Origin of the sequence: Streptomyces sp. NPDC048604 (assembly GCF_043199435.1) — a bacterium.
Lineage (GTDB): Bacteria > Actinomycetota > Actinomycetes > Streptomycetales > Streptomycetaceae > Streptomyces.
The window spans coordinates 301,233-328,171 of sequence record NZ_JBICVX010000003.1 but is presented as its reverse complement, the minus strand read 5'-3'; the positions used below and the strand labels follow the sequence as shown (position 1 = coordinate 328,171).

The following is a 26,939-nucleotide window of genomic DNA, read 5'->3' as shown; positions in this document are numbered from 1 at the left end:
CCTTTGGCCGAGAGGGAAGGAATGCCATGCTGCGAGGTCTCACCACTGTCAGTTTCTGGGCCGCCGACCTGGGGGCGGCGAAGCGTTGGTACGCGGAACTGCTGGGCGTGGAACCGTACTTCGAGCGTCCGGGGTACGCCGAGTTCCGCCTCGGCGACCACCAACACGAGTTGGGGCTCATCGACAGCCGCTACGCGCCGGCGGGCGCGGGGAGCGTGCCGGGCGGTGCGGTCGTGTACTGGCACGTCGACGATGTGAGCGCGACGCTCGAGAGGCTCCTGTCCCTGGGGGCGAAGGAGTACGAACCGCTCACGGAGCGCGGAGCGGGCTTCGTCACCGCGTCGGTGACGGACCCGTTCGGGAACATCCTGGGCGTGATGTACAACCAGCACTACCTCGACGTACTGGGCTCACGCGACTGACGGTGGGGGGGGGGGGCGGGGCGCGTGCCCCGCTGGTCATTGTCCGGTGGTCGGCTTTCGGGGGCGGGAGAACCGAACGTGCCACTGAACGTGCGCTCGCCTCATGGGTGGGGCGGGTGTTGCGTGGTGGGACTCGGGGGGTGAAGCGGAGGCGTTGAGCGGCGCGTTAGCGCGAGGGGGACGTTCTACTGGGCGGGGACGGGGCCGCCGGGGCGGAAGCGTTCGACTCCGACGATGTGCCGGACCTTGGTCGGCCGTACGACGACCGCGACGCGCTGCTCTCCCGGCATGAGCCACTCGAAGCGCTCGACTCCGAGGTACTTCCGGGCCAGCCGGTCCATGCGCTCGCGTGCTTCCTCGCCTTCGATGAACCGCGCCACCACGCCGCTGATCTGGACCCGGTCGAAGGGGTCGGCGTCGTCCGCGTGCGAGAGGTAGACGCGGGGGTCGCGGCGCAGGTTCTCCTCCTTCACCCGCCCGACGGAGGTGTTGAACGTCAACTCCCCGTCCCCTTCGAGGTCCACCCACATCGGGCTGACCTGCGGGGCGCCGTCGGCGAACACGGTTCCGACGTACCAGATGTTGGGCGCCTGCAGCCGCGCGCGGACGAGTTCGCTGAATGACTCGGTCATGCCGCGAAGTTATCCGAGGTGAGGGGGTACTACCACAGGGTCGTGCGGGGGCGGCGGGGTGCCGCGTACCGTCGTGGGGTGAGTGCGAAGGCGGGTGGGGGTGGGTTTGGCATGGGCGTGCGGATTCGGGCCGGGGGTGAGGACGATCTCGAGGAGCTGACGCGTATCTACAACCACTACGTCGTCGAGACGGCGGTCACCTTCGACGTCGAGGCGTTCACGGTGGATCAGCGCCGGCCGTGGCTCCTGGCCCATCCGGACTCCGGTCCGCACCGGCTCCTTGTGGCCGAGGAGGGCGGGAAGCTCCTCGGGTACGCGACCAGCAGTGCGTTCCTCCCGAAGCCGGCGTACGCGACGTCCGTGGAGACCAGCGTCTACGTGGCGCCCGAGCATGTGGGACGCGGTGTCGGCGGCCTGCTGTACGCCGCGCTGTTCGACGTGCTGGAGCACGAGGACGTGCATGTGGCGCTCGCCGGGATCACCGTGCCCAATGAGGCGTCACAGCGGCTCCACGAGCGTTTCGGCTTTCGGCTTGTCGGCAGCTTCGAGCAGGTCGGGCGGAAGTTCGGTCGGTTCTGGGATGTGGCGTGGTTCCAGAGGGCCCTGGCCGCTTGTCACACCCAGTCGTCCGTACCGCCCAGCAGTTCCACCAGCCCCAGGCCCGGGTCGTCGGCCTCGGCCGACAACCGGTCGTAGGTGGCCTCCCAGTACGGGGCCAGCTGGAGCAGCAAGGGGAGCCGGTAGCGGTGGACGAACGGGGGTCTGCCGGGCTGACGAATGATGATGCGCTGGCTCAGCGCGAACCGACCTGTTCGGTGGCGGATCTCCGTGCGGTCGTCGACGACCGTCGACCAGCGGCCGATCCGCAGGACTCGTTGACCGTTTGTCGTCCGTACTTCTGCGGGGACCCGGCCCAGCCGCCCCGACCAGACGACCCCGGACTCGTCCGACGACTCGCCCGCCATCCCGACACCCCCGCAGACAGGCACGCCCCGACGGCCGCGCTCGTCACATGCTGGCCGAGTCCCCGACAGGAGCACAAGCATCACGGGGCCCTCAGGCTGTCTGTCGGTCCGGCGTCGGTTGCAGTTTCTCCGCGCCGATCCGGCGCATGTGGATGTCGCCCCACTCGGCCAGTGACTGCAGGGCGGTGTTGAGTCGGTTGCCGTGGTCGGTCAGGGAGTACTCGACCTTCGGCGGCACCACGGCGTACACCTCGCGGTGCACCAGGCCGTCCTCCTCCATTTCCCGCAGGTGCTGGGTCAGCATCTTCTCGCTGATTCCGGGGACGCTGCGGCGGAGTGCGGCGAAGCGGCGGGTGCCGTGGGCGTGGAGTTCCCAGAGGATGCTGGACTTCCACTTGCCCGAGAGGGCGTCCACGGCCGCGTCGACGCCGCAGGCGTACGGGCCCTTGGTCGGTCGCGGCATGGGCGTACCTCCTTACCTTTTGGTCAGTACCCCACTAATTAGTCCGTACTGGTCAACTCTACTGGGGCGTTTGAGGATTGATTCGTCGATGCGTCGCCCATTCCGCATCGCAATCTCGTTACTCATCGCATTCCTGGGAGTTTTTTCATGGTGGAGAAGAACAGTCGTCGTGTGAGCGTGCTCGGGCTCGGGGCCATGGGCGGTGCGCTCGCTCGTGCTCTCCTCGACGCCGGGTACGGCACCACGGTGTGGAACCGTACGTCCGGCCGCGCCGATTCCCTCGTCGCGCTCGGCGCGACCGAGGCGGCGACCGCTGCGGAGGCCGTTGCTGCGAGCGACGTCGTCGTGGTGTGTCTCTTCGACCACGCCTCCGTCCACTCCGTGCTCGACCCGCTCGTCGGCGCGCTGGCCGGGCGGGCGCTGGTCAACGTGACGACGACCAAGCCGTCCGAGGCGCGGGAGCTGGCCGCGTGGGCGGGCGAGGCGGGGATCCCGTATCTCGACGGGGCGGTCATGGCGGTGCCCCCGATGATCGGGAAGCCCGGTGCCTCGGTTCTGTACTCCGGGTCGGAGGACGTGTTCACGGAGCACCGGGCGCTGCTCGATCTGTGGGCGGCGAGCACGTACTACGGCGAGGACGCGGGGCGGGCGTCGTTGTACGACTTCGCCCTGCTCTCGGCGATGTACGTGATGTTCGCGGGGTTCATACAGGGTGCGGCCATGCTCGCGCCGGCGGGGGTGCCCGCGCGGGAGTTCGCGGCGATGGCCGCACCGTGGCTGACGGCGATGACCGGGGGGTTCGAGGGTTTCGCGGAGGTCATCGACGGCGGGGACTACACCGTTCCGGGGCAGCAGAGTCTGGACTTCTCGAACCTGACGAGCTTCGTGGAGGCCGCGGCCGAGGAGGGTGTCGGGGACGAGCCCGTCGCCATGGTCCAGCGGCTCATCCAGCGTCAGATCGACGCGGGGCGCGGTGGGGAAGGGTTCGCCCGCATCTACGAGAGCGTCCGGGAGCGGTCCGTCTGAGCCGTACGGGCCGCGTCGTCCGTCAGAACGCGAAGACCTGGCCGCGTGCCATCGTCGCGCCCAGCTCGCACGCGTTGCCGTACGTCGCCGTCCAGCTGACCCGCTTGCCCTGCCAGACGCCGTCGCCGGTGATGGTCACCGGCTGGTACTGGCGGGTGCAGGCGCGGGTCGGGGTGTCGGCGGCCAGTTCGCCGAACCGGCCGTCCACCGCGTTCAGTTCGGTGCAGGCGGCCGCGGGGGCCGGGTGGCTGCCGCCGGGGGTGGGGGCGCAGGTCAGGGTGACGGCGCGGACGACGGTGGCGGTGCCGGAGTCGTCGCCGGCGCCGATGGTGAGGACCAGGGCGGACGGCGGGTACAGGCCGGTGGTCGCGGCGTCGGCGATGCCGGAGGCGGCGGTGCCGACGAGGGCGAGGCCGGTACAGGCGGCGAGGGCGGTGAGTCGGAAGTTGCTGACGTGACGCACGGGGGTGTCCCTTCGGATGTCAGTGCGGGTGCAGGGTGACTGCGGACGGGAGTCTTGCCGACGCCCTGAGTGATCGCACGTTGCCGTCCCTTTACCTGTCGCTTTCCGGCCGCCGACCCCTCCTGTCCCGTCGCCGACTGGTCGTTCGGGTGCTCAACGGGCCCGGAGAGTCGAGTGGTTCAAGCTGGAACGGTCCTCTGACCTGCGACGATCCGAAATTGGTTGAGGGGTGGAGGACTTGAATCCGCATCGGGTCGTCCTGAAAAGCTCCGCCTAGCCCTTGCTCACCGCCGTCAGGATCTCCGGCAGGCGCGCCGCCGTCCGTGGCGCCGCCGTTCGCACGCCCGCCCACGCCACCAGTGCGCCCCAGGCCGTGCCGGCCGGGAGGATCAGCCAGAGCCAGTCGCGGTGGTCGGTGAGGTGGAGGGCGATCGTCGCGGCGACGACGGGGGCGGACAGGAGGGCCGCGGCGACCATGCCGCCCAGGATGGAGATCCACGCCAGGCCGCCCTGGCCCGGGGCCACGTTCTTGTACGCGCTGTCCTGCGGGATCGAGTACGGGAAGTTCGCCGAGGCCACCGCGCCCGTCGCCACCATCGCCCCCAGCAGCGCGAACGCCACGCCCAACGCGTCCGGCAGGGCCGACCAGTCGCCGAGCGCGGCCGCGGTGGCGACCGTGACCACGGCGGTGTACGGGAGCGTGATCACGAGCAGGGCCAGGGCGCGCGCCCGCAGTTCCGCGTAGGCGTCCCGCGTCGAGGCGATCGTCTGCGCCACCATCCAGAACGCCGAGGTGTCCTGGCCGAACTGGTTGTACATCTGGATGCCGAGCATCCCCGACGCGAAGCAGGCGAAGTAGATCGAGCCGGTCCCCTGCAGGGCGTTGAAGAGCGGGACGATCGCGCCGATGGCCAGGGACGTCACCCACGCCGCCTTCGTCTTCGGGTCCCGCCACACGTACCGCAGGCTGCGCTGCATCACCGCGCCGGTACGACCTTCCCAGCTGCCCGTCGCGGTCGTGCCCCGTACGCCCGCCGCCTCGATCGTCGAGCCGTCCGGCGCGGTCATCAACCGCACCAGGCTCCGCCGCCACCACAGCAGCAGCGCCCACAGCGCCGCGGCCGCGAGCAGCAGCCCCGCCGCCGCTCTCCCGTACGCGCCCTCGCTCGCCGCGTCGACCGCGGCGAGCGCCGACGCCGGCGGCAGCCAGCCCACCACCTCCGCGGCCGGGTCCAGCACGTAGAGGCCGCCGGCGCGGCCGAGCCGCTGCGCGCCGAAGTTGACGGCCTGGATGCCGACCGCGATCAGCAGCCCGCTCAGTACCGCCAGGTCCCGGCCCCTGCGCGAGTTCAGCAGCCGGATGTTGGCCGCGGCGACCGCCCGTGACAGCGCCACGCAGCCCAGCACGATCAGCGGCACCGCGACCACCGCCGCCGCCACGCCCGCCGCCCCGTGCGCGAGCGCCAGCGCGCAGCCCACCGCCAGGCACAGGGTGAACACCGGGCCGATCCCCACCAGGGAGGCCACGAGCAGCGCCCGCACGAGCGGCTGAGGCCGCAGCGGCAGCATCACCAGCCGCGACGGGTCCAGCGTCTCGTCGCCGCTCGGTACGAACAGCGGCATCACGGCCCAGCCGAGCGCCAGCACCCCGGTCAGCAGGACCGCCAGGGTGTCCACGTCCGCGCTGCCCCGCATCAGGACGAAGGACAGCATCAGCGCCGCGGCGGCCAGGAGCGCGCCGGCGAGCGAGAGGGCGAAGACCGCCGCGCGGCCGGCCGACTGCCGCAGGCCGTTGCGCAGCAGCGCCCACTTGAGGCGTACGAAGACCGGTGTGAGGTCCTGGGCGGTGCTCACCGGCCGCCGCCCGTCCCGCCGCCGAGCCAGTCCAGGGTGTCCCCGGCGTCCCGGCCCTGCGCGCCGACGAGTTCCAGGAACGCGGCCTGCAGGGACGGCGCGTCGCCGCGGACCTGTTCCAGTGGGCCGTGGGCGCGGATCTGTCCGGCGGCCATCACGGCCACCCAGTCGCAGAGCGACTCGACGAGTTCCATCACGTGGCTGGAGAAGACGACCGTGGCGCCCGAGCCGGTGTAGCGCTCCAGGACGCCGCGGATGGTCTGCGCGGAGACCGGGTCGACGCCTTCGAAGGGCTCGTCGAGGAAGAGGACGTCCGGGTTGTGCAGCAGCGCCGCGGCGAGGCCGATCTTCTTGCGCATGCCGGTGGAGTAGTCAACGACGAGTTTGTGCTGGGCGCTCGTGAGGTCGAGGACGTCGAGGAGTTGTGCGGCGCGGCGGTCGACCTCGTCGCCGGGCAGCCCCCGCAGCCGCCCGGTGTACGCGAGGAGTTCGCGGCCCGAGAGCCGCTCGAAGAGCCGCAGGCCCTCCGGCAGGACCCCGATCCGGGCCTTCACCGCGGCCGGGTCGCGCCACACGTCGTGCCCGGCCACCTCGACCCGGCCGTGGTCGGGGCGCAGCAGGCCGGTGACCATCGACAGGGTGGTGGTCTTGCCGGCCCCGTTGGGGCCGACGAGCCCGATGAACCGGCCGGAGGGGAGGACGAGGTCGACGCCGGCGACGGCGATCTGCTGTCCGAAGCGCTTCCACAGGCCCTCGACGCGGACGGCGGGCGGCGCCGTCCCCTCCACGAGGCCGTCGGCCGCCTCGCTCGCCGTCCCGGCTGTCCGGTCGTCGGACATGGCGCCCGCCCTTCGGTCGTCCCCGTTGTTCCGGAGCCACCCTAAGGCGGGCGCCTCCTCAGGACCGGCGGGCGCGCGCCGCCGCGGCCTCGCGCCCGCAGGCGTACGCGACCGGGCTGATGAGCTCCTCCACGTCCGGCAGCCAGCGGTTGGCCGCGGTGGGGCGCTGGGCCCACTGGACGGCGCCCTGCCCGCCGACGCGGGTGGGCGGGGCGGCCACGTAGTGGCCCTCGCCGCGGGCGATCAGGTCGAGGGAGCTGGGGACCCAGCCGAGCTTGCGGATCAGGTCCGGCGCCTTGGCGGCCGCGCCGGGCAGGACGAAGAACATCATCCGGCGGTCGGGGGTGCAGGTCACCGGGCCGAGGGTGAGATCCATCCGCTCCATCCGGGCCAGCGCGAGGAAGCCGGCCGACTCGGGCACGTCGAGCACGTCGAAGGTACGGCCGGTGGGCAGCAGGATGGAGGCCCTGGGCTGCTTGCCCCAGATCCGGCGGGCCGCGACGGCGCTGCCGGTGGCCTGTGTCGCCCAGTCCGGTCTGGCGGCGTGCGCGCCCGGCGCGGCGCAGTCGGCGGCACCGCAGGAGCAGCGTTCGGCGCCCTCCACCGCCTCCAGCCACGTGCCGGCGAACACGTCCCAGTGCCGTTCTTCCGCGTACCGCACGGCGCTGTCCAGCAGCTGTTCGCCGCGCTGCTTGGGGATCTGTGCGGCTTCCGTGACTCCGATGGTCTCTTCCACGCACCACTCAACTCCTGCCGTCACCTGGGGTTACGGGCGTCACGGCGAGCCGCCTGGCGCATCGATCCTGCACGCGGGGCGCATGGATGCACGGGTGGGGGCGCGCGTGAGGGCGGGGAGCGGCGGAGGGGTAGCCAGAGTCGGGGGGCATCGGCAGGAGCGCCGTGAGCGCCATGGTCGATGCGTCCGGTTTCGCGTGTTCACATCGGCATTGACCGGATATCCGTCGGGCAGTGATCAGTTCATTGATCGTTCGGTCCTGATCGTGTCCGGCCTCAGGGGGTTCTTCATGGCAGCCAGGCCTCTCGTCGCCCGTCAGCCCAACGAACGGCTGCAGGCGCTCATCCAGGAAGCCGGGTGCTCCAACGCCGGCCTCGCCCGCCGCGTCAACATGGTCGGCGCGGAGCGCGGCCTGGACCTGCGGTACGACAAGACATCGGTGGCGCGCTGGCTGCGCGGTCAGCAGCCGCGCGGCCGGGCGCCCGGGATCATCGCGGAGGCGCTGGGCCGCAAACTCGGCCGTACGGTCACGATCGACGAGATCGGGATGGCCAACGGCAAGAACCTGGCGTCGGGCGTGGGCCTGCAGTTCTCGCCGACCGTCACCGGGGCGATCGAGCAGGTCTGCGAGCTGTGGCGGAGCGACGTCGGCCGGCGGGACTTCCTGTCCGGCTCGGCGGTCGCCGCCTCCGCGCTGGTCGAGCCGAGCCGGGACTGGCTGATCACCGGCGCGGACGGGCACGTGGAGCGGTCCGCCGGGGCGCGGGTCGGGGCCTCGGACGTGGCGGCGGTGCGGGAGATGACGCACGCGCTCGTCGATCTCGACCACCGGTTCGGCAGCGGGCACGTGCGGCCGGTGGTGGTGCACTACCTGAACAGCGTGGTCGCGGGGATGCTGTCGGGGGCGTACCGGGACTCGGTGGGGCGGGAGTTGTTCGCCGCGGTGGCCCGACTGACCGAACTGGCCGGGTACATGGCCGTGGACACCGGGCAGCCGGGGCTCGCGCAGCGGTACTACATCCAGGCCCTGCGGCTCGCGCAGGCCGCCGGGGACCGCGCGTACGGCGGCTACGTGCTGGCGGCCTCGATGAGCCATCTCGCCGCGCAGCTCGGAAACCCGCGGGAGATCGCGCAGTTGGCGCGCGCCGCGCAGGAGGGGGCGCGCGGTCACGTGACGCCGCGGGCCGAGGCGATGTTCCTGGCGGCGGAGGCGCGCGGGCACGCGCTGCTGGGCGACGCCCGCACCTTCGACGCGGTCGCGGGCCGGGCGGTACGGGCGCTGGAGCAGGCCGACCCGGAGTCGGGCGACGACCCGGCGTGGATCGCGCACTTCGACCAGGCGTACCTCGCCGACGAACTGGCCCACGGCCACCGGGACCTGGGGCGCGCCGAGGAGGCCGCTCGGGCCGCAGAGGAGTCGCTGGACGGGCTGCCGCGGACGCGGGCGCGGCGGCGGGCGATCGGCCTGGTGCTGCTGGCCTCCGCGCAGGTGCAGCGGCGCGAGGTCGAGCAGGCGTGCCACACCGGGACGCGCGCCCTCGAACTCCTCGGCACGCTGCGGTCGTCGCGGGGCGCGGAGTACCTGGAGGACCTGCAGCAGCGCCTGGAGTCGTACGCGGCGGAGCCCGCGGTACGGGAGTTCGGGGCGCGGCTGGAGATCCAGGCCGCGTAACGGGGGCCGTTGGTGACGGGGGTCACCCCCGTGAGGTGACCGGGACCACACACGTGTGCGGAGCGCGGGACGCACCCGGTAGCGTGAACCGACGCTTCCGTAAGTGGATCAAGGTAGATCGGTAGGAGTCCCGGTGACGCAGAGCGGACAGGGTCCGGACCCGCAGCTTCCCGCGGTACGGCCCACGCACGAGGGTGTCGTGCTGCCCGCGGAGGGCGGTATGCCGGGCGAGCCCGGCGGCGGCCCGGCCGGCGGGCAGCCGTGGGGCGGCGCCTGGGGCCCGGGCGCCGGGCAGCCGTCCGTGCCGCCGCCGGTCGCCCAGCCGCTGCCGCCGGAGGCGGTCCCCGGTGGCGCGGCGGACATGCAGGCCACCCAGTACATCGCCCCGATCCCGGCGACGGGCCAGGGCGGGCACCAGGGCGGGTACGGGATGCCGCCGCAGGACCCGTACGGTCCGCCCGCGGGCACGCAGGACGGCTACGGCTTCCCAGGCCCGGCGGCCGCCGGACCGGCCATGCCCGCCGCCGCACCGCAGGCCGGGTACGGCTTCCCCGGTCCCGCCGACCCCTCCGGCTACGGCTACCCCGGTCCCGCCGCGGGCGACGCCGGGGACATGCAGGCCACCCAGCACATACCCCCGGTCGCCGCGCAGGGCGCCTCCGACGACACGCGCTTCCTCGGCACCGGTCCGCTCCCGCCGCACGGCGGCAACGCCGGCACCGGCGGCGGGGACGCCGAGTCGACGCAGTACCTGCCGCCCGTGGCCGCGCAGTCTCAGGGAGAGCGCACCCGGCCGCCCGCCGAGTTCGACAACCTCTTCCGCAGCGACAGCACGCAGCAGATGCCGCGTCAGCCGCAGTTCCAGCAGCCGCAGTCCCCGCAGTCGCAGTTCAGCGCGCCCCCGCCGTCGTACCAGCAGCAGCCCCCGCAGCCCCCGTACGGGCATCAGCAGGACGACTACGGCTACGACCCCGAGCCGCGCCGCAGGGTCCCCGGGGCGCTGATCGCCGCCGTCGTGGTCGGCTGCGTGGTCCTCGGGCTCGGCGTGGGCGCGGTGCTCAGCAGCGGCGACGACAAGGGCGACACCGGCAAGAACGTGGCGTCCAGCTCCGCCGCCCCGTCCACCGGGCCCTCCGAGAGCGCGAAGTCCGACGACCCGGCCGAGCCGCAGGCCAAGGCGCTCGACAAGCTGCTCGCGGACAGCAACGACAGCCGCGACGCGGTGATCCGCTCCGTCGAGAACATCCGCCAGTGCAAGAACCTCGACCAGGCCGCGACCGACCTGCGCGGCGCGGCCCAGCAGCGCCGCGGCCTGATCACCCGGCTGCAGGCGCTCTCCGTCGACAAGCTGCCGCAGCACACGCAGCTGACCGGCGCGCTCACCAGGGCCTGGCAGGCGTCGGCCTCTGCCGACGACCACTACGCGGCCTGGGCGGACCAGATGAAGGGCAGGAAGGCCTGCAAGGGCGGCAAGGCCCGGAACACCGGCCAGACCGCCGAGGCCACCAAGAAGAGCGGCGAGGCCACCACGGCCAAGCGCGAGGCGGCCGGGCTGTGGAACCCGACCGCCACGAAGTACGGCCTGACCAAGCGCCAGCCGCACCAGCTGTAGGCCCGCGGGCCCGCCGTGCGCGGTGTCCCTACGGGGCGCTGCGCACGGTCTCGCCGACGTCGACGAAGCCGGGCTTCTGGGCCACGAGCCGGCCCTGGCGGACGACCTGGAAGGTCACCTCGGAGTTGACGATCCGGGGGAAGTCGGCGGCGCCGAGCATGTCCTCGTACCGCCAGCGCAGCGGCGGGGTGAGGCCGCCGGTGTCGATCTCCTCGCCCCGGTCGAGGGCTTGGGCGATCCGCAGCGGGGTGATGTCGTCGGCGCCGATGGTCTCGACGACCTTCTTCAGGACCGTGTACGCGATCCAGGTCGTCTGGACGCCCGCGTCGGCCGGGTCGATGCGGTTGTCCTCGAAGGCGTGCTCCTTGATGACCTTGAGCATCGGATCCCAGGACCGGTCGCCCGCGTCGGGGTACCAGCCGGTGACGTACGCGCCCTCGAAGGGGCTGCGCGAGCCGCCGGTGCGGTCGACCAGCGGCTGGCCGACGCTGCCGAGCACGGACGAGATCCGCACCTCGCTGTCGTCGGAGTCGGGCAGCCGGCGGAAGGAGTCGAAGAAGGTCTGGGTCCGCTCGCCGAGCACGGCGGTGACGCAGCCCTTCTCGCGGCCGGCCTTCTTGCGGGCCTCGGTGGCCTGCTCGGTGTACTCGCCCGCGTCCTCGACGGCCGGGATGTCGGCGGCGGTGCGGTGGCTCGTGCGCTGCAGGCCGGAGTTGAGCAGCATCGGCATCTTGTCGCCCGTGATGGTGTCCGGGCGGACGAGGGAGACCCGGCGGCAGGACTCGCCGAGCTGCATGCCGTGGCCGGCGATCAGCGAGGCCTGGCCGCCGTTGACCGGGTAGGAGAGGTGGCTGGTGAACTCGTCCTCGGAGAGGCCGTAGCCGCCGATGTACGGGATGCCGGCGGCCTCCAGCGGGGCCATGAAGGCGCGGCCGTGCTGGCTGTAGGAGCCGACGACGGCGTCGACGCCCTCGCGGACGGCGCGCCGGGCGCAGGCGGAGGCTCCGGAGGAGCTGTTCTCCTCGTTGCAGGTGAGGACACGCAGTTCGTGGCCGTCGATGCCGCCGGAGGCGTTGACCCAGCGGGCGTAGGCCTGGGCCATGGCGGGCATTCCGGGCATGTTGGTGGCGCGGGTGGCGTCGGGCGCCCAGGTCATCACCGTGATGGGCTCCCTGGAGCCCCCCGAGACTCCAGGGATCATGCCGCAGCCGGTGAGCAGCGAGGCGGCGGCTGCCGTGGCCGTCGCGTATGCGAGGAGTGAGGTCATTCGCCTACCGGTCATGGCCATGCACAATTCCGCCTCACGGGTAACGCTGGAGTGTGCGCGATCCAACGCTCGGTGACATCAAGGTGAATTGCGGGGGTCACGGTGAGACGGGGAGGGGTGTCGTCCACTTGATCGAAAAGGGGAACGTACGATCGAACGGTGTCCAGTCCTGTTTCCGGTTCGGTGAACTCTTCCCGTCGTGGCCGTCGCTCCTCCACCATGGGCGACATGCCGCTCAATGACATGCCGTGGTGGCGCTGGCGCAGCAATGTGCGCTCGGCGCTGCACATGCTCTCCGACCCCGTCTTCCACCAGGAGACCTGGCTGGCCGGCCAGGAGGGGTACGGCGACGTCACCGACGCCGTGTACCGCCTGGTCGAGGACACCTGGCTGGACAACTGGTCCGCCGAGAAGTACGTCGGGACGATCTTCCGCGACTCCGGCGAGGCCGCGCTGGTCGACGTCGCCGTGCTCCGCGTGCTGCGGATCATGCACCAGGTCGGGGCGGACGCCCCGGTCTCCGCGTTCCTGGAGCACCACGGGTGGCCGGAGGCGGTGCGGGCCGCGCGCGAGGCGCACGTACGGATGGCGACGGCGGACGGGGAGGACCCGGACGTGCCGCCGCGCTCGCTGGACGTACTGCGGATCATGACGGGCGCGGCCTGACGGTCTGCGGCCTGACGGGCCGCGGGGGGACGGACCGCGGGGGACGGCCGTGGGGGCGGTCCGACTGCCGGACGGCGGGTCGGGGGAGCGCCGTGACTGTGGCAGCCTATGGGGATGACCGACCAGTACGTCCTCACGCTCTCCTGCCCGGACAAAAAGGGCATCGTGCACGCCGTGTCGAGCTACCTGTTCATCACCGGATGCAACATCGAGGACAGTCACCAGTTCGGCGACCGTGACACCGGCCTCTTCTTCATGCGGGTCCACTTCTCCGCCGAGGCCCCGGTCACCGTGGACAAGCTGCGGGCCAGCTTCGCGGCGGTGGGCGACTCGTACGCCATGGACTGGCAGATCCACAGGGCCGAAGAGCGCATGCGGGTCGTGCTGATGGTGTCGAAGTTCGGGCACTGCCTGAACGACCTGCTCTTCCGCTCCCGGATCGGCGCGCTGCCGGTGGAGATCGTCGCCGTGGTGTCCAACCACACCGACTTCGCCGAGCTGGTGGCCTCGTACGACATCCCGTTCCGGCACATCCCGGTGACGAAGGACAACAAGGCCCAGGCCGAGGCCGAGTTCCTGGAGCTGGTCCGCGCGGAGAACGTCGAGCTGGTGGTGCTCGCCCGGTACATGCAGGTGCTCTCCGACGACCTGTGCAAGCAGCTCGCGGGCCGGATCATCAACATCCACCACTCGTTCCTGCCGAGCTTCAAGGGCGCGAAGCCGTACCACCAGGCGCACGCGCGGGGCGTGAAGCTCATCGGCGCCACCGCGCACTACGTCACCGCCGACCTCGACGAGGGCCCGATCATCGAGCAGGAGGTCGAGCGCGTCGGCCACGAGGTCACCCCCGACCAGCTCGTGGCGATCGGACGCGACGTCGAGTGCCAGGCGCTGGCCCGCGCCGTGAAGTGGCACGCCGAGCGGCGGATCCTGCTGAACGGCCGCCGCACGGTCGTCTTCGCCTGACACCCCCCGAGGGGGTGTCTGACAATTCCCTACAGCCGGCTCAGCGACGCAGCGGCGAACAGGACGTCCCTGATCGCCTCGCGGTCGCCGTCCTGCCCGGCCGCGGCCTCGTGCGGCGAGATGTGCCCGGCCACCAGCTGGCAGAACTCGACGCCGTCCATCGCGACCTGGGCCACCGACGTCTCGGCCGTGCCGAGGGCCGCCGGGGAGTCCAGGGCGATGTACCAGTGGCCGCCGCCCGCGCCCTCGATCTCCAGGTGCAGCGAACGCCCCGGCGAGCCCGCCGCGACCAGGTGCCGCGGCGGGGACGCAAGCCCCGCGCGCCGGCGGTCGGCCAGGGCGGCCGGCAGGAGCCGGGCGGCCAGGTCGATCATGGCGTGCAGATGCGCGCCGCCGGGCGGGGCGTACGGGTAGGCCACCGCGTTCGCCAGGTCGTCGGCGTGCACCCAGCACTCGAAGGCCCGGTCGAGCAGGGCGTCGCGCAGCGGCAGGGCGAAGTCCCCGTACGGCACGGTGAGGTCGGCGACGCCGCCGCCGGCGAAGGAGACCGTGCGCACCAGGGTGTGGCTCTGCTCGCGCCAGGGCGCGCGGACGCCGCGGGTGGGCGGGTAGTGCCCGCTCTCCCAGTACGCCTCGGTGCGCGCGGCCGGCGAGGCGCCGGCGGCGCCGGCCTGCTCGCCGAGCGGGTCGTCGAGGCCGAGGGCCCGCGCCACGAGGCCGTCCACGGCGAGCAGATGGCCGATGACCCCGGCGACCGTGGTGCGGCGGCTGACCTGCTGCTCGCCCTCGAACCACTTCAGCCGCACCGGGGCGTGCCACTCGGAGTCCCCGATGTCGCGGAGCAGCGCGTCGAGCCGCGCGGTCTCGGCGTCGTACGAGGCGGCCCAGTCGGGCACGGGGATCCGGGCGGGCCGCCGCCCGAGGCAGTTCTCGAGCACGCGGGAGCGCAGCAGCGGATCGAGATCCAGGTCCCGGTCCTCGTGCAGCAGCCCCACCGCGTCCCGCAGCCGCAGCGCCTCGTCGGCGCAGGCCGCGCACTCGGTCAGATGCGCCTCGACCGCCTGCGTCTCCTCCCCGGAGCACGCCGCCAGCGCCCACGCCCCGAGCAGCGACTTCAGATGCCGGTGCGGCAGCACGAGCGGCGCGACGGGAACCACCGGGCCGGACGCCGCCGGGTCGGCGGGCGTCGCCGGGTCGGGCTCCGGCGGGTCGGGCTCCGGCGGGTCCGCGGGCGCGCCGGACTCCGGCGGCGCGTCGAGCTCTGCCGGCGCGTCGAGGTCGGTCCGTACGTCCGGCTCGGGCGCGCCCTCCGGGCGCGTCGGCTCGGCCTCCGCGGCCGTCGGCTCCGCCTGCCCCGGGGCGACCCAGTCTGCCCGGACCGGGGGGCCCAGGGGGCGGGTGAGGTCGGCGTGGTCGTCCGGGGCCCATCGCGGGCCCGGTATGCGGGGGATGCGGCGGAACTCCTCCGGCTCCTCCGGGGTGTCGTCGGAGCGGTTCACAGGGCACGCCCGTAGCCCGGCGGCGCGGTGCCTTCCAGGCCGCCGCGGGTGTGGGCGGTCGAAAGGAGCTGAAGGCCCAGGCGCAGCCGGCGCCGGGCCTCCTCCTCCGTCACGCCGAGGTCCGCCGCCGTCTGGCGGTAGTCGCGGCGCCGGCGGTACGCGAGGTCCAACGCGGCCCGCAGCGGCGCGGGCATGGACATCGCGATGTAGTCGGCGCGGGCGGCCACCGACGCCCGGTGCACCTTCTGCTCCAGCTCCTCGGCCGTGCCCTCGCCCGCCGCCGTCTCGCGCAGCCGCTGCACCGCCTGCCGGCGGGCCAGGTGCGCGAGCCAGGCGCGCAGACTGCCCTGCTTCGGGTCGTACGCGTCGGGGTGTTCCCAGACGTGGCCGAAGACTTCGCGGGTCACCCGGTCCGCGGCCGCCTCGTCGTCGAGCACCCGGTGGGCGAGGTTGTGGACGAGGGAGGCGTAGCGGTCGTACAGCTCGCCGAGCGCCGCCGCCTCCCCGCGGGCCAGTCGCTGCTGCATCCGGCGGTCCCAGCGAGGTGGTGTGTCCTTCGCCATACGAAACCCTCCCGGCTGCCCTCCCGACCCGACTGTCCCTCGACAGTAATGGGCCGCGTCGACCTGCACCTCCCTTTGCGGCAAGAGCACTCCGGGCCGGTGAGGGGATGGTAAGAAAAGCGCCACACTCGGGTGAAGGGGTTTCGACTGCGCCGAACGGGGCAGCGGGAGGGCACAGGAAGGGCATCCTCCGCTTGCCTTCGCCTCCGGAAAGGTTCGCACCGTGACGCTCAAGGTCGACGTGCACGAGCAGAACACCTGGACCGTGCTGCGCATCAGCGGCGAACTCGACCTGGCGACCTCGCCGGTGATCCGCCGCAGGGTCCACGACGCGGTGGCCGTCGGCCGGCACGACGTGGTCCTCGATCTCTCCGCCGTACGGTTCTGCGATTCCAGCGGGGTCGGCGTGCTCATCGCCGCCCGCCGCCTCATGCACTCCTGCCGCGGCCGGCTGCGGCTGATCCTGCCCGCGCAGGGCGCGCCCGCCGGCTCGCACGTGAACCGGGTGTTCGCCGCCCTCGGCGTGCGCCGGCTGTTCGACGTGTTCGAGGACGTCGCCGCGGCGACCTGCGAACAGGCGCAGCCGCTGTCCGCATAGTGGGCGTCTCGCGTCCGTGACGTCGTACGTCTCGGCAGCACGGCCCTTCGCGTCGTACGCTCCGCACCATGGACTCCACGGACGCCGACGCGCTGTACCGCCGCCGCCTCGCCAACCGTTTCCGTGCCTTCGACCAGGACGGCGACGGCACCATCTCCCGCGAGGACTTCACCACCGCGGCCAAACGCGTGCTCGCCGCGTTCGACGTGCCGTTCCGCTCCGACAAGGGCCAGGCGCTGTGGAGCGGCGCGGAGGCGTTCTGGCAGGGCATGGCGGGGATCGCCGACGTCGACGGCGACCAGAAGGTCAGCCACGACGAGTTCTTCGGGTCCGCCGCCAAGCGGCTGCACGACCACCCGGAGCGGTTCGCCGAGATCGCCCGGCCGTTCCTGCACGCCCTGCTCGCGGTCGCCGACACGGACGGCGACGGCCGCGCCGAGACCAAGGACGTGGAGAAGGCCCTGGTGGTGCTCGGAGTGGAGCCGCACATGGCCGCGCTGAGCGCCGAGTCCCTCGACACGGACCGCTCGGGCACGGTCGACGAGGAGGAGGCGGTCACCGCCTTCGCCCGCTACTTCATGACCAACTGACGGCCCCCGGCGTCAGGCGCCGTACCGCTCCCTGAGCTTGTACTTCAGGACCTTGCGCAGGGTCTCGTTGCGCGGCAGGGCGTCGACCACCTCCAGCTGCTCCGGCAGCTTGTGGACCGACAGGCCCGCGCCGCGCAGGAAGCCGGTGACCTCCGCGAGGGTCAGCGGCGGCGTGCCCGCCGGCTGTTCCACGACCGCGCACACCCGCTCGCCGCGCTCCCTGTCCGGCAGGCCGATCACGGCGGCGTCGCCGACCGACGGGTGGGTGTGCAGCAGGTCCTCGATCTCCTTGGCCGAGATGTTCTCGCCCTTGCGGATGATGATGTCCTTGATCCGGCCGGTGAGGACGAGGTGTCCGCTCTCGGTGAGGTGCCCGACGTCCCCGGTCCGCAGGAAGCCGTCCTCGTCGAAAGCGGCCGCGGTCTGCTCCGGGTCGAGGTACCCCCGGCACACGGCCTCGCCGCGCAGTCGCACCTCGCCGCCCTCGGCGATGCGTATCTCCATGCCGGCGGGCGGCCGGCCCTCGGTGGTCGCGAGGTTCTCCGCGGTGTCCTCCGGATCGCCCATGGTGATCATCGGGACCTCGGTCATGCCGTATCCGTGCGTCAGTTCGCAGCCCAGCTCGCGGACGACGGCGTGGTAGATCTCCGGCGGCTTCGGCGCGCCGCCGCCGGCGAGCAGTCGCAGTGTCGGGATGACCTTCTCGCCGGGCTGTTTGCGCTGTTCGGCGAGGAACATCGAGTAGAAGGCGGTGGAGCCGCCGGCCACCGTGACGCCGTGTTTCCGGTATTCCTCCAGGGCGTCCGGCAGCTGGAACTGTTCGAACATCACCGCCGGGAATCCGTACAGCAGCAGCATCACCGTGTAGTCGGGGCCGGCGATGTGCGCGTACGGGAACGCCATCGAGCCCACGTCGTCCGGACTGAGCCGCAGCGCGTGGGCGAGGCAGGAGCCGCCGGCGATCAGGGAACGGTCGGTGTGCAGCACCCCCTTGGGGTCGGAGGTGGTGCCGGAGGTCCAGTAGATCCAGCGGACCTCCTCGCCGGAGGAGGGCGGGGCGGGCAGGATCTCCGGGTCCCCGTCGGGCAGGGTCTCGTACGCCTCGAAGATCCCGTGCGCGCCGAGCCGCCGGGCCATCTCCGTGTGGTCGTGGCCGCGCCACACGCCGGGCACGGCGAAGTGCTCCGCCCGCGACTCGCGCAGGGCGAAGCCGACTTCGCGGTCCCGGTAGAAGGGGATCACCGGGGTCTGCACGGCCCCGAGCCGGGCCAGCGCGAAGGAGAGCAGCGCGGTCTCGATCCGGGTGGGCAGCTGCCAGGCGACGACCGTGCCGGGTCGCACGCCCCGCTCGTGCAGCCCGGCGGCCGCCCGCTCGGCGCGGCCGTGCAGCTCGCCGAAGGTGAGGGTGCGGTCGCCCTGGAGGAGGACCGGGAGGTCGGGGGTGAGTGCGGCGCGGCGCTCGACGAGCTCCCAGAGGGTGCGGGACTCGCCGAGGGCGTGGGCGGTGTCGGTCGCGGTCACGGCGCTCCCTCGGGCTGGCGGACTCGTCTGACGAAGTGTCAGATCGTGCGGAGAGCGTAGGGCCCTGCTCCTTGTCGGTCCAGGGGTGCGGGGCTAGCCTGCGTTCTGACGGGTCATCAGATAAGGGTGGACTACGTACGTGCCACGGAGGCGTCCCATGACCGAACTGCCGCGGATCGTCAGCGTCGACGACCATGTGATCGAACCGGCCCATCTCTTCGCGACCTGGCTCCCCGCCAAGTACCGGGACCGCGGACCCCAGCCGCTCACCGCCGGCATCGGCGAGCTCGCCTACATCGGCGGGAAGTACCAGATCACGATGGACCCCGACGGGCCGCCCGCCGACTGGTGGATCTACGAGGACCTCAAGTTCCCGTACAAGCGGAACATCGCCGCCGTCGGCTTCGACCGCGACGACATGACCCTGGAGGGCATCACCCGCGAGGAGATGCGGCGCGGCTGCTGGGACCCCGCCGAGCGGCTGAAGGACATGGACCTCAACCACGTCGAGGCCTCGCTCTGCTTCCCGACCTTCCCGCGCTTCTGCGGCCAGACCTTCGCCGAGGCCAAGGACAAGGAGGTCGCGCTCGCCTGCGTCCGGGCCTACAACGACTGGATGGTGGAGGAGTGGTGCGGGGACAGCGGCGGGCGGCTGATCCCGCTGTGCATCATCCCGCTCTGGGACATCGACCTCGCGGTGGCGGAGATCCGCCGCAACGCGGCGCGGGGGGTGCGGGCGGTCACCTTCTCGGAGATCCCCACTCATCTGGGGCTTCCGTCCATCCACTCCGGCTACTGGGACCCGTTCTTCGCGGTCTGCCAGGAGACCGGGACCGTGGTGAACATGCACATCGGGTCGTCCTCGCAGATGCCGGCGGCCTCGCCCGACGCCCCGCCCGCCGTCCAGGCGTCCCTGAGCTTCAACAACGCGATGGCGTCGATGATGGACTTCCTCTTCAGCGGCGTCCTGGTGAAGTTCCCGCGCCTGAAGCTCGCCTACAGCGAGGGCCAGATGGGCTGGATCCCGTACGCCCTGGAGCGCGCCGACGACGTATGGGAGGAGCACCGCGCCTGGGGCGGCGTGCGCGACCTGATCCCCGAGCCGCCGTCCACGTACTACTACCGGCAGATCTTCTGCTGCTTCTTCCGCGACAAGCACGGCATCGCCTCGCTCGACGTCGTCGGCCGCGACAACGCCACCTTCGAGACCGACTACCCGCACGTCGACTCGACCTTCCCGCACACCAAGGAGGTCGCCCTCGACCACGTGAAGGGCCTCGACGACGAGACCGTGTACAAGCTGATGCGCGGCAACGCCATCCGGATGCTCGGCCTGGACCTCGTCTGATGGACCTCGCGTACACGGACGAGGAGGAGGCCTTCCGGGCCCGGCTGCGGGAGTGGCTGGCGGCCGAACTGCCCACCCTGCCGCCGCGGCCCGACCCGCTCGACTGGCCCGCGCGGCGCGCCTACGACTGCGGCTGGCAGCGGCGGCTGTACGACGCCGGGTACGGCGAGGTCCACTGGGACGCCTCCCCCACCCGCCGGCTGATCTTCCTGGAGGAGACCGAGCGGGCCGGAGCGCCGTACGTCGGCGCGAACTTCGTCGGACTGCTGCACGCCGGACCGACCGTCGCCGCCGAAGGCACACCGGAACAGCGCAAGCGCTGGCTGGAGCCCGTGCTGCGCGGCGACGAGGTGTGGTGCCAGGGCTTCTCCGAGCCCGACGCCGGCTCGGACCTGGCGGCTTTGCGCACCCGCGCCGTGCGCGACGGCGACGCGTACGTGGTCACCGGCTCCAAGATCTGGACCTCGCACGCCGAGGTCGCCGACTGGTGCGAACTGCTCGTACGGACCGACCCCGACGCGCCGAAGCACCGCGGGATCACCTGGCTCGCCATGCCGATGTCCAGCCCCGGGATCACCGTGCGGCCGCTGCGGACGCTCGCCGGGTCCACCGAGTTCGCGGAGATGTTCCTCGACGAGGTCCGGGTGCCGGTCGGCAACCGGGTCGGGGACGAGAACGACGGCTGGCGGGTCACGATGGTGACCCTGTCCTTCGAACGCGGCACGGCGTTCGTCGGCGAGGTCGTCGCCTGCCGCCGGGTGCTCGGCGAACTCGCGCGCGCGGCGCGGGAGAACGGGACCTGGGACGACGCGGTGATCCGGCGCCGGCTCGGCCGGCTCGCCGCCGAGTTCGCGGCGCTGTGGCGGCTCACCCAGTGGAACGTCAGCGAGGCGGAGGCGACGGGCGGGGTGCCGGGGGTCGGCGGCTCCGTCTTCAAACTGCGGTACTCGCACGCCCGCCAGGAGCTGTACGACGCGGCCGCCGCGGTGCTCGGGCCGGACGCGCTCGACCTCGGGCGGGAGTGGAACCTGGACCGGCTGTCCTCCCTCTCGTACACCATCGCGGCGGGCACGTCGCAGATCCAGCGGAACATCGTCGCCGAGCGGATACTCGGCCTGCCGAAGGGGCGGTGACCCGGCCATGGACTTCCGGCTCACGCAGGACCAGAAGGCGCTCCGGGCGGGCGTACGGGAGCTGCTCGCCCGGCGGTTCGACCTGCGGCGCGCCGTGGACGCGGGGCCGGTGCTCGACCGCGCGCTCTGGCGGGAGCTCGGCGAGGCCGGCTTCTTCGCGCTCCGACTGCCGGAGGAGCGGGGCGGGGTGGGCCTCGGCGCGCCGGAGGCGGTGCTGGCCTTCGAGGAGGCGGGACGCGTCCTGCTGCCGGGCCCCCTGATCGCGACCCACCTGGCGGCGGGGGCGGTGCCGGGGGCGGCGGAGGGGGAGACGGTCGTCACGGCGGTGGACGGTTCGCTCGTGGAGTGGCTGGACGAGGCGGATGTGGTGGAGGGGGAGGTCGGGGACGCGGTGCGGGTGCGGTCCGTCGACCCGCTGACGCCTCTGCACAGGGTGCCGTCGCCCGCGACGGCGGGGCGGGACGACGTCGACCTCGGTGTGTTGTTGTGTGCTGCCGAGCAGCTCGGAAGTGCGGGTGCGACCACTGAGGCGGCTGTTGCCTACGCGCGGTCGCGGACGCAGTTCGGGCAGGTCATCGGGGCGTTCCAGGCCGTCAAGCATCTCTGCGCGGAGATGCTCGTACGGGTCGAGGTGGCGCGGGCGGCGGTCTACGCCGCCGCGGTGACGCTCGACCCCGTCGAGGTCGCCGGGGCCAAGCTGCTCGCCGACGAGGCGGCCGTGCGGTGCGCGCGGGACTGTCTGCAGGTGCACGGCGGGATGGGCTTCACGTGGGAGGCGGACGTGCACCTGCACCTCAAGCGGGCCTGGGTGCGGGCCGAGCGGCGCCTGACGGCGGCGGCTGCCGAGGAGACGGTCGCGGCGGCGCTGTGACCCGGAGCGGACCGTGCGCTCACGGAGTGTCGATATCGGGTTGTGTCCTTCACCGGGGCCGTCACGGCCCGGAGTCGGGGCACTGCTCCGGTACGCTCCGTGGGATGCGAGTGGTTCTCAGCCCGGTACCCGCCGGTGTCGCCCCAGCGGCGGCATCGCTCCCGGGAATGCCCGCCGCTCGCGGCCCGTGGAGGCGTTCTGCGCCCTCCTGTTCGACTCCCCGCAGCGTGCGTCGCACAGTATGCACCACGCGTACTCCTTCGCGCTGGAATATGCCCGAAGCGCTTGTTGCGGTGACTGTACGTCAACCATGCTGTCTCACAAGGGAATCACGTTCCGTGATGACCGCTTTGTCTGTGAGGCGCGAGGCGATGTGTCCGCCGGTTCGGATGGTGTGAGCGGTGCAGGTGCTTCAGGTTCAGTTGGAGGTCGGGCCGGACCCGGCTGAGGTGGGACGCGCCCGGCGTTGGGCCCGTTCGAGGCTCGCCGGTTCGGGCATAGGGGATGACGAGCCGCTCGCCGAGACGCTGGTGCTGCTCATCTCCGAACTGGTGACGAACGCCGTGGTGCACACGGGCTGCCCCGCGGTGCTGCGGATGCTGTTCGGCGCGGGCGCGCCCGAGGCCGGGACGGTGCGGGTGGAGGTCGCCGACGCCAGCGACTGCCCGCCGCGGCCCCGGCACGCCGGCGGCGAGGACACCAACGGGCGCGGCCTGGAGCTGGTCGACGGGCTCGCCGACCGGTGGGGCTGGCAGCCCGAGGGGCGCGGCAAGCGGATCTGGTGCGAGGTCGACCGCCGCGGCTACGAGAAGGCCGGTCCCGGTTTCGAGGCCCCCGGTGTCGTCACGTATCACGCGTAACGGGTAAATCCTTCCCCACCCGTTGACGTCCCGTGTCCGATTGATCACCCTGGGGTGAGCGATTCGTCGCGAGGGGACGACGAGGGGTGCCGTTCGTATCCGTGTCCGGATCCGGCCGCCCTCGACGAGTGCGGGTCGTGCGGGGTGGCGGCGACCTCCGTGCCGTGCTCGGGGTGCGCATGCGGGCTTGCCGCCACCCGGAATCTCACAGGACGGCCACCGGCGCGACCGGGCTTCCCGTGCCGCCGACGAAGGGCTCGGGCATCGCGGAGAGCAGGAACGCGTACCTCCGCTCTTGTGCACAGGCTGTGGACAACTTTTCCAGATTCCAGTTCTGGCCCTGCAGCATCCCCATCTCGACCAGGTCCAGGGCGTGCACCGGCAGCCACAGGTTCTCGACCTCGGGCGGGAAGATCTCGAAGGTCAGGGTGTCGTTCGCGACGGCCGCGACATCGCGGGCGTGGAACCACTCCGGGGTGCGTATCGACAGACCGGGGGAGGGGAACGCGTACCCGTGCTTGTCGCCGCCGAGGTACGCCTGGATCTGCCCGGTCCGTACGAGCACGATGTCGCCGGCGCCGACCGTGACCCCGCCGAACTCCGCGGCCTCGTCGAGGTCCTCCGGGGTCACCGCGTGGTCGCCGGGGAGCCGGTCGAGGCCCTTCGCGGCGGCGACGTCGAGCAGGACGCCGCGGCTGACGAGGTGCCGGGCCGTGTGGATGCCGCTGAACTCGGAGCGGCCGTGCGGGGTGATGGAGCCGGCGGGGCGGCCGTTGTAGATGCGGCCGGAGTGCGAGACGTGGGTGAGGGCGTCCCAGTGGGTGGCCGCCTGCAGGCCGAACGTCACCGCGTCGTCGCTGGTCGCGACGGTGCCGGGGCCGAACAGCTCCTGGTTGATCTGCACCATGACGTGCAGCGGGTTGACGCGGCCGGGGATCATGCCGGTCTGCACGCCGTCCTGCGTGAGGTCGAGGGCGAGCGGGACGCGCAGGCCCGAGCGGACGGTGCGGACGGCCTCCCGTACGACCTCGTCGGTGACGAGATTGAGGGTGCCGATCTCGTCCTCGGCGCCCCAGCGGCCCCAGTTGTTGACGCGCTTGGCGATGTCGTGGAATTCGGCTGGCAGGGACATCGGGCCTCCGGGGTCTTGTTTTCCGGTATCTGACGGGCCGTAGAATCCAGACGGCGAATCTAACGGACCGTCAGAAACCTCGGAAGGGGCCGGTCGTGGGGAACTTCTTGGCAGGCAAGGTCGTCGCCGTCACCGGAGCGGGCCGCGGCATCGGCCGGGCGGTCGCACTGGCGTGCGCGGCGGAGGGCGCGAAGGTCGTCGTCAACGACTACGGCGTCTCCGTCGAGGGCGGCGAGCCGGCGTCGGACGTGGCCCTCGCGGTCGTGAAGGAGATCGAGGCGGCCGGCGGCTCGGCCGTCGCGGTCGCCGACGACATCTCGACGATGGCCGGCGGACAGCGGGTCGTGGACACCGCGCTCGCCGAGTACGGGCGGATCGACGGCGTCGTGTGCGTGGCGGGCATCCTGCGGGAGCGGATGCTCTTCAACATGACGGAGGAGGAGTGGGACCCGGTGGTCGCCACTCATCTCAAGGGCACGTTCACCGTGTTCCGGGCGGCCTCCGCCGTCATGCGGAAGCAGGGCGCGGGGACGCTCATCGGCTTCACCAGCGGCAACCACCAGGGGTCCGTGGCGCAGGCCAACTACTCGGCGGCGAAGGGCGGGATCATCTCCCTGGTCCGCAGCGCGGCGCTCGGCCTGCACAAGTACGGGGTGACCGCCAACGCGGTCGCGCCGGTGGCGCGGACCCGGATGTCCGCGAACGTGCCGATGGAGCTGAAGGAGATCGGCGAACCGGAGGACGTGGCGGCGCTCGTCGTCTACCTGCTCTCCGACCGGGCCAGGGCAGAGAAGATCACCGGCCAGGTGTACACGATCGCCGGCCCCAAGATCGCGGTCTGGGCCCAGCCGAGGGAACTGCGGGCCGGCTACGCGGAGTCCGGCGCGTGGACGCCGGAACGCATCGCGGACTTCCTGCCCGGGACGGTGGGGGTGGACCCGATGCCGATGCTCACGATGCTGGAGGAGATGGCGAAGGCGGCCGCCTCCGGCGACCGCCCGAACCGGTGACCGGCCGGCCGGGAGGCTGACATGGACTTCGAGTTCGGGGCCGAGGGCGAGACGTTCCGCCGGGAGGCGCGGGAGTGGCTGGCCGCGCATCCCGTGCCGGACGACCCGCGGGCATGGGAGCGGCAGCTCGGCGCGGGCGGGTGGATCGGGATCGGGTGGGCCGACGGCGCGTACGGGAACCGGCGGGCCTCGCTGGTCCAGCAGGTCGTCTGGGCCGAGGAGTACGCGCGGGCCGGCGGCCCGACCCGCCTCGGGCACATCGGGGAGAACCTGCTCGCGCCCACGCTCCTCGCGCACGGCAGCCAGGAGCAGCAGCGGCGCTTCCTGCCCGGGATCGCACGCGGCGAGGAGCTGTGGTGCCAGGGGTACTCCGAGCCCGGCGCGGGCTCCGACCTCGCCGGGGTGCGCACCAGGGCCGTACGGGACGGGGACGTCTACCGGATCACCGGGCAGAAGATCTGGACCTCGCTCGCCCTCGACGCCGACTGGTGCTTCGTGCTGGCACGGACCGAGGAGGGGTCTCTGCGGCACCGCGGGCTGTCCTTCCTGCTCGTGCCCATGGACCAGCCGGGCCGGATCGACGTGCGGCCCATCCGGCAGATGTCCGGGACCAGCGAGTTCAACGAGGTGTACTTCGACGGGGCCGTCGCCCGCGCCGGGGACCTCGTCGGCGGCGAGGGCGACGGCTGGCGCGTCGCCATGGGGCTGCTCGCCCTGGAGCGCGGGGTGTCCACCCTCGTCCAGCAGATCGGGTTCGCCGCCGAGCTGGAGGACGTCGTCCGTACCGCCGTCGCCAACGGCGCGACCCGCGACCCCGTCCTCGCCGACCGGCTCGTGGCCCAGTGGGCCGCACTGCGCGTCATGCGGTGGAACGCGCTGCGCACCCTCGGCGGCACCGGCGACCCCGGCGCGCCCAGCGTCGCCAAACTGCTGTGGGCCGGCTGGCACCGCCGCCTCGGCGAACTCGCCATGGCCGTGCGCGGCGCCGCCGCGACCGCCGGGCCGGGCCCGTGGGACGGGGCGTACGAACTCGACGACCAGCAGCGGATGTTCCTCTTCAGCCGGGCCGACACCCTGTACGGCGGCTCCGACGAGATCCAGCGCGACATCATCGCCGAGCGGGTGCTCGGCCTGCCGAGGGAAACGAAGGAGAGCCGATGAGAGGCGTCGTGTTCGACGGCAAGCAGGCCCAGGTCGTCGACGATCTGGAGATACGCGAGCCCGGTCCCGGCGAGGTCCTCGTCGCCGTCGCCGCCGCGGGACTGTGCCACAGCGATCTGTCCGTGATCGACGGGACCATCCCGTTCCCCGCGCCGGTCGTCCTCGGCCACGAGGGCGCCGGTGTCGTCGAGGCCGTCGGCGCGGGCGTCGTCCACGTCGTACCCGGCGACCACGTCGCCCTGTCGACCCTGGCGAGCTGCGGCGCCTGCGCCGACTGCGACCGGGGCCGGCCGACGATGTGCCGCAAGGCGATCGGGATGCCCCGGCAGCCGTTCTCCCGAGGCGGGAAGCCGCTCTTCCAGTTCGCGTCGAACTCCGCCTTCGCCGAGCGGACGATCGTCAAGGCCGTGCAGGCCGTGAAGATCCCCGACGGGATCCCGCTGACCTCCGCCGCCCTGATGGGCTGCGGAGTCCTCACCGGCGTCGGCGCCGTCCTCAACCGCGCCAAGGTCGACCGCGGCGACACCGTCGTCGTCATCGGCACCGGCGGCATCGGCCTCAACGTGCTCCAGGGCGCGCGGCTCGCCGCCGCCTCCACGATCGTCGCCGTCGACACCAACCCGGCCAAGGAGGACGTCGCCCGGCAGTTCGGCGCCACCCACTTCCTGCCTTCCGCCGACGCCGTCCGGGACGTGCTGCCGACCGGCGCCGACCACGTCTTCGAGTGCGTCGGCCACACCGGGCTCGTCCGGCAGGCCATCGACCTGCTCGACCGGCACGGCCAGGCGATCCTGCTCGGCATGACCGCGCCGACCGCCGAGGCGAGCTTCGCGCCCGCCGCGATGTTCCTCGACAAGTCGATCCTGGGCTGCCGGTACGGCTCCTCCCGGCCGCAGCGCGACCTCGCCCTGTACGCCGACCTGTACCTCCAGGGCCGGCTGCTGCTCGACGAACTCGTCACCGAGACCTATCCGATCGAGGACTTCGCCAAGGCCGCCGACGACGCCCACCAGGGCCGGGTCGCCCGCGGGGTGCTCACCTTCTGACCGCGGGGCGACGGCGTGCGGGGC

28 protein-coding genes are annotated in these 26,939 nt (G+C 72.5%); 16 read left to right on the top strand and 12 right to left on the bottom strand.

The genetic code is table 11. The features are described 5' to 3' along the window. The first annotated feature begins 26 nt into the window (after positions 1-26). Positions 27-422, top strand: a complete 396-nt coding sequence (locus ACGFMM_RS08100) for a VOC family protein (RefSeq protein WP_393644271.1) — start codon at positions 27-29, stop codon at positions 420-422. Between the two features lie 185 nt (positions 423-607). Here the strand turns inward: ACGFMM_RS08100 and ACGFMM_RS08095 are convergent, their stop codons facing one another. Next, positions 608-1,054: a PPOX class F420-dependent oxidoreductase gene (locus ACGFMM_RS08095; RefSeq protein WP_393644269.1), complete on the bottom strand. Its 447-nt coding sequence runs from the start codon at positions 1,052-1,054 to the stop codon at positions 608-610. A gap of 111 nt (positions 1,055-1,165) precedes the next feature. Here ACGFMM_RS08095 and ACGFMM_RS08090 point away from each other — a divergent pair, with 111 nt between their 5' ends. Continuing rightward, on the top strand, positions 1,166-1,750 hold the full coding sequence (locus ACGFMM_RS08090; protein ID WP_393644267.1) for a GNAT family N-acetyltransferase: 585 nt from the start codon (positions 1,166-1,168) through the stop codon (positions 1,748-1,750). On the opposite strand, the gene ACGFMM_RS08085 is transcribed toward ACGFMM_RS08090, so the two are convergent. Beyond that, positions 1,669-2,019, bottom strand: coding sequence for a hypothetical protein (locus tag ACGFMM_RS08085; RefSeq protein WP_393644266.1), 351 nt, complete (start codon positions 2,017-2,019; stop codon positions 1,669-1,671). The genes ACGFMM_RS08090 and ACGFMM_RS08085 overlap by 82 nt on opposite strands. 91 nt (positions 2,020-2,110) lie before the next feature. Continuing rightward, entirely contained in the window at positions 2,111-2,482 is a 372-nt protein-coding gene (locus ACGFMM_RS08080) for a winged helix-turn-helix transcriptional regulator (protein ID WP_393644264.1), read from the bottom strand. A gap of 147 nt (positions 2,483-2,629) precedes the next feature. On the opposite strand from ACGFMM_RS08080, the gene ACGFMM_RS08075 reads away from it, so the two are divergent. Continuing rightward, positions 2,630-3,508, top strand: coding sequence for an NAD(P)-dependent oxidoreductase (locus ACGFMM_RS08075; protein WP_393644263.1), 879 nt, complete (start codon positions 2,630-2,632; stop codon positions 3,506-3,508). 22 nt (positions 3,509-3,530) lie between these two features. Here the strand turns inward: ACGFMM_RS08075 and ACGFMM_RS08070 are convergent, their stop codons facing one another. From ACGFMM_RS08070 to ACGFMM_RS08055, 4 genes are all read right to left on the bottom strand, one after another. Then, complete coding sequence (locus ACGFMM_RS08070) at positions 3,531-3,971, bottom strand: subtilase-type protease inhibitor (protein ID WP_393644261.1); 441 nt, start codon at positions 3,969-3,971, stop codon at positions 3,531-3,533. Between the two features lie 273 nt (positions 3,972-4,244). After that, a complete protein-coding gene (locus ACGFMM_RS08065) occupies positions 4,245-5,825 on the bottom strand; it encodes a transporter (protein WP_393644260.1) in 1,581 nt (526 codons plus the stop codon). Continuing rightward, positions 5,822-6,664, bottom strand: a complete 843-nt coding sequence (locus ACGFMM_RS08060; RefSeq protein ID WP_393644259.1) for an ABC transporter ATP-binding protein — start codon at positions 6,662-6,664, stop codon at positions 5,822-5,824. Before ACGFMM_RS08060 ends, ACGFMM_RS08065 begins: the two co-directional genes overlap by 4 nt. A 58-nt stretch (positions 6,665-6,722) precedes the next feature. Beyond that, positions 6,723-7,400, bottom strand: a complete 678-nt coding sequence (locus ACGFMM_RS08055) for a bifunctional DNA primase/polymerase (protein WP_393644258.1) — start codon at positions 7,398-7,400, stop codon at positions 6,723-6,725. Positions 7,401-7,689: 289 nt separating this feature from the next. Here ACGFMM_RS08055 and ACGFMM_RS08050 point away from each other — a divergent pair, with 289 nt between their 5' ends. Continuing rightward, positions 7,690-9,072: a transcriptional regulator gene (locus ACGFMM_RS08050; protein WP_393644256.1), complete on the top strand. Its 1,383-nt coding sequence runs from the start codon at positions 7,690-7,692 to the stop codon at positions 9,070-9,072. 133 nt (positions 9,073-9,205) lie between these two features. Then, a complete protein-coding gene (locus ACGFMM_RS08045) occupies positions 9,206-10,684 on the top strand; it encodes a hypothetical protein (RefSeq protein ID WP_393644254.1) in 1,479 nt (492 codons plus the stop codon). A gap of 28 nt (positions 10,685-10,712) precedes the next feature. Here ACGFMM_RS08045 and ACGFMM_RS08040 read toward each other — a convergent pair whose 3' ends face one another. After that, positions 10,713-11,966 (bottom strand): ABC transporter substrate-binding protein, encoded by a 1,254-nt coding sequence (locus ACGFMM_RS08040; protein WP_393644253.1) that lies wholly within the window; start codon positions 11,964-11,966, stop codon positions 10,713-10,715. Positions 11,967-12,170: 204 nt separating this feature from the next. Between ACGFMM_RS08040 and ACGFMM_RS08035 the strand changes: the two genes are divergently transcribed. Together ACGFMM_RS08035 and purU are read left to right on the top strand one after the other, a co-directional pair. Next, positions 12,171-12,617: a hypothetical protein gene (locus ACGFMM_RS08035; protein WP_393644711.1), complete on the top strand. Its 447-nt coding sequence runs from the start codon at positions 12,171-12,173 to the stop codon at positions 12,615-12,617. 114 nt (positions 12,618-12,731) lie between these two features. Beyond that, positions 12,732-13,583: a formyltetrahydrofolate deformylase gene (purU, locus tag ACGFMM_RS08030; RefSeq protein WP_393644251.1), complete on the top strand. Its 852-nt coding sequence runs from the start codon at positions 12,732-12,734 to the stop codon at positions 13,581-13,583. 29 nt (positions 13,584-13,612) lie between these two features. On the opposite strand, the gene ACGFMM_RS08025 is transcribed toward purU, so the two are convergent. After that, a complete protein-coding gene (locus ACGFMM_RS08025; RefSeq protein WP_393644249.1) occupies positions 13,613-15,082 on the bottom strand; it encodes a zf-HC2 domain-containing protein in 1,470 nt (489 codons plus the stop codon). Continuing rightward, positions 15,079-15,645, bottom strand: coding sequence for a sigma-70 family RNA polymerase sigma factor (locus ACGFMM_RS08020; protein WP_393644248.1), 567 nt, complete (start codon positions 15,643-15,645; stop codon positions 15,079-15,081). The genes ACGFMM_RS08025 and ACGFMM_RS08020 overlap by 4 nt, the downstream gene beginning before the upstream one ends. A 223-nt stretch (positions 15,646-15,868) precedes the next feature. Between ACGFMM_RS08020 and ACGFMM_RS08015 the strand changes: the two genes are divergently transcribed. Together ACGFMM_RS08015 and ACGFMM_RS08010 are read left to right on the top strand one after the other, a co-directional pair. Further along, positions 15,869-16,243 (top strand): STAS domain-containing protein, encoded by a 375-nt coding sequence (locus tag ACGFMM_RS08015; RefSeq protein WP_393644246.1) that lies wholly within the window; start codon positions 15,869-15,871, stop codon positions 16,241-16,243. A 68-nt stretch (positions 16,244-16,311) separates the two neighbouring features. Next, positions 16,312-16,833, top strand: a complete 522-nt coding sequence (locus tag ACGFMM_RS08010; RefSeq protein ID WP_393644244.1) for an EF-hand domain-containing protein — start codon at positions 16,312-16,314, stop codon at positions 16,831-16,833. 12 nt (positions 16,834-16,845) lie between these two features. On the opposite strand, the gene ACGFMM_RS08005 is transcribed toward ACGFMM_RS08010, so the two are convergent. Further along, entirely contained in the window at positions 16,846-18,354 is a 1,509-nt protein-coding gene (locus ACGFMM_RS08005; RefSeq protein ID WP_393644242.1) for a class I adenylate-forming enzyme family protein, read from the bottom strand. Between the two features lie 157 nt (positions 18,355-18,511). Here ACGFMM_RS08005 and ACGFMM_RS08000 point away from each other — a divergent pair, with 157 nt between their 5' ends. The 4 genes from ACGFMM_RS08000 (at position 18,512) to ACGFMM_RS07985 (ending at position 22,566) form a co-directional block, all read left to right on the top strand. Next, a complete protein-coding gene (locus ACGFMM_RS08000; RefSeq protein WP_393644240.1) occupies positions 18,512-19,702 on the top strand; it encodes an amidohydrolase family protein in 1,191 nt (396 codons plus the stop codon). Beyond that, positions 19,702-20,835 carry an acyl-CoA dehydrogenase family protein gene (locus ACGFMM_RS07995; RefSeq protein WP_393644238.1) on the top strand — a complete coding sequence of 378 codons (1,134 nt, stop codon included), beginning with the start codon at positions 19,702-19,704 and terminating at the stop codon, positions 20,833-20,835. The genes ACGFMM_RS08000 and ACGFMM_RS07995 overlap by 1 nt, the downstream gene beginning before the upstream one ends. 7 nt (positions 20,836-20,842) lie before the next feature. After that, complete coding sequence (locus ACGFMM_RS07990) at positions 20,843-21,706, top strand: acyl-CoA dehydrogenase family protein (RefSeq protein ID WP_393644236.1); 864 nt, start codon at positions 20,843-20,845, stop codon at positions 21,704-21,706. Positions 21,707-22,107: 401 nt separating this feature from the next. Further along, the gene (locus ACGFMM_RS07985; protein WP_393644235.1) at positions 22,108-22,566 is read left to right on the top strand and encodes an ATP-binding protein; all 459 of its coding nucleotides are present in this window, start codon (positions 22,108-22,110) and stop codon (positions 22,564-22,566) included. A 205-nt stretch (positions 22,567-22,771) separates the two neighbouring features. Here the strand turns inward: ACGFMM_RS07985 and ACGFMM_RS07980 are convergent, their stop codons facing one another. Then, the gene (locus ACGFMM_RS07980; RefSeq protein WP_393644234.1) at positions 22,772-23,698 is read right to left on the bottom strand and encodes a cyclase family protein; all 927 of its coding nucleotides are present in this window, start codon (positions 23,696-23,698) and stop codon (positions 22,772-22,774) included. A 95-nt stretch (positions 23,699-23,793) separates the two neighbouring features. Between ACGFMM_RS07980 and ACGFMM_RS07975 the strand changes: the two genes are divergently transcribed. The 3 genes from ACGFMM_RS07975 to ACGFMM_RS07965 are packed head-to-tail and all read left to right on the top strand — an operon-like array spanning position 23,794 to position 26,915. Next, positions 23,794-24,708, top strand: a complete 915-nt coding sequence (locus ACGFMM_RS07975; RefSeq protein WP_393644232.1) for an SDR family oxidoreductase — start codon at positions 23,794-23,796, stop codon at positions 24,706-24,708. Between the two features lie 21 nt (positions 24,709-24,729). Next, positions 24,730-25,869, top strand: coding sequence for an acyl-CoA dehydrogenase family protein (locus ACGFMM_RS07970; RefSeq protein WP_393644230.1), 1,140 nt, complete (start codon positions 24,730-24,732; stop codon positions 25,867-25,869). Beyond that, a complete protein-coding gene (locus ACGFMM_RS07965) occupies positions 25,866-26,915 on the top strand; it encodes an alcohol dehydrogenase catalytic domain-containing protein (protein ID WP_393644228.1) in 1,050 nt (349 codons plus the stop codon). Before ACGFMM_RS07970 ends, ACGFMM_RS07965 begins: the two co-directional genes overlap by 4 nt. Positions 26,916-26,939 lie beyond the last annotated feature (24 nt).

What these genes read in the sequence shown, in the direction of transcription:
- ACGFMM_RS08100 (WP_393644271.1), top strand. Translation starts at nt 27, where the DNA reads ATGCTGCGAGGTCTCACCACTGTCAGTTTCTGGGCCGCCGACCTGGGG.
- ACGFMM_RS08095 (WP_393644269.1), bottom strand. Translation starts at nt 1,054, where the DNA reads ATGACCGAGTCATTCAGCGAACTCGTCCGCGCGCGGCTGCAGGCGCCC.
- ACGFMM_RS08090 (WP_393644267.1), top strand. Translation starts at nt 1,166, where the DNA reads ATGGGCGTGCGGATTCGGGCCGGGGGTGAGGACGATCTCGAGGAGCTG.
- ACGFMM_RS08085 (WP_393644266.1), bottom strand. Translation starts at nt 2,019, where the DNA reads ATGGCGGGCGAGTCGTCGGACGAGTCCGGGGTCGTCTGGTCGGGGCGG.
- ACGFMM_RS08080 (WP_393644264.1), bottom strand. Translation starts at nt 2,482, where the DNA reads ATGCCGCGACCGACCAAGGGCCCGTACGCCTGCGGCGTCGACGCGGCC.
- ACGFMM_RS08075 (WP_393644263.1), top strand. Translation starts at nt 2,630, where the DNA reads ATGGTGGAGAAGAACAGTCGTCGTGTGAGCGTGCTCGGGCTCGGGGCC.
- ACGFMM_RS08060 (WP_393644259.1), bottom strand. Translation starts at nt 6,664, where the DNA reads ATGTCCGACGACCGGACAGCCGGGACGGCGAGCGAGGCGGCCGACGGC.
- ACGFMM_RS08050 (WP_393644256.1), top strand. Translation starts at nt 7,690, where the DNA reads ATGGCAGCCAGGCCTCTCGTCGCCCGTCAGCCCAACGAACGGCTGCAG.
- ACGFMM_RS08040 (WP_393644253.1), bottom strand. Translation starts at nt 11,966, where the DNA reads ATGACCGGTAGGCGAATGACCTCACTCCTCGCATACGCGACGGCCACG.
- ACGFMM_RS08035 (WP_393644711.1), top strand. Translation starts at nt 12,171, where the DNA reads ATGGGCGACATGCCGCTCAATGACATGCCGTGGTGGCGCTGGCGCAGC.
- purU (WP_393644251.1), top strand. Translation starts at nt 12,732, where the DNA reads ATGACCGACCAGTACGTCCTCACGCTCTCCTGCCCGGACAAAAAGGGC.
- ACGFMM_RS08020 (WP_393644248.1), bottom strand. Translation starts at nt 15,645, where the DNA reads ATGGCGAAGGACACACCACCTCGCTGGGACCGCCGGATGCAGCAGCGA.
- ACGFMM_RS08010 (WP_393644244.1), top strand. Translation starts at nt 16,312, where the DNA reads ATGGACTCCACGGACGCCGACGCGCTGTACCGCCGCCGCCTCGCCAAC.
- ACGFMM_RS08000 (WP_393644240.1), top strand. Translation starts at nt 18,512, where the DNA reads ATGACCGAACTGCCGCGGATCGTCAGCGTCGACGACCATGTGATCGAA.
- ACGFMM_RS07995 (WP_393644238.1), top strand. Translation starts at nt 19,702, where the DNA reads ATGGACCTCGCGTACACGGACGAGGAGGAGGCCTTCCGGGCCCGGCTG.
- ACGFMM_RS07990 (WP_393644236.1), top strand. Translation starts at nt 20,843, where the DNA reads ATGGACTTCCGGCTCACGCAGGACCAGAAGGCGCTCCGGGCGGGCGTA.
- ACGFMM_RS07980 (WP_393644234.1), bottom strand. Translation starts at nt 23,698, where the DNA reads ATGTCCCTGCCAGCCGAATTCCACGACATCGCCAAGCGCGTCAACAAC.
- ACGFMM_RS07970 (WP_393644230.1), top strand. Translation starts at nt 24,730, where the DNA reads ATGGACTTCGAGTTCGGGGCCGAGGGCGAGACGTTCCGCCGGGAGGCG.
- ACGFMM_RS07965 (WP_393644228.1), top strand. Translation starts at nt 25,866, where the DNA reads ATGAGAGGCGTCGTGTTCGACGGCAAGCAGGCCCAGGTCGTCGACGAT.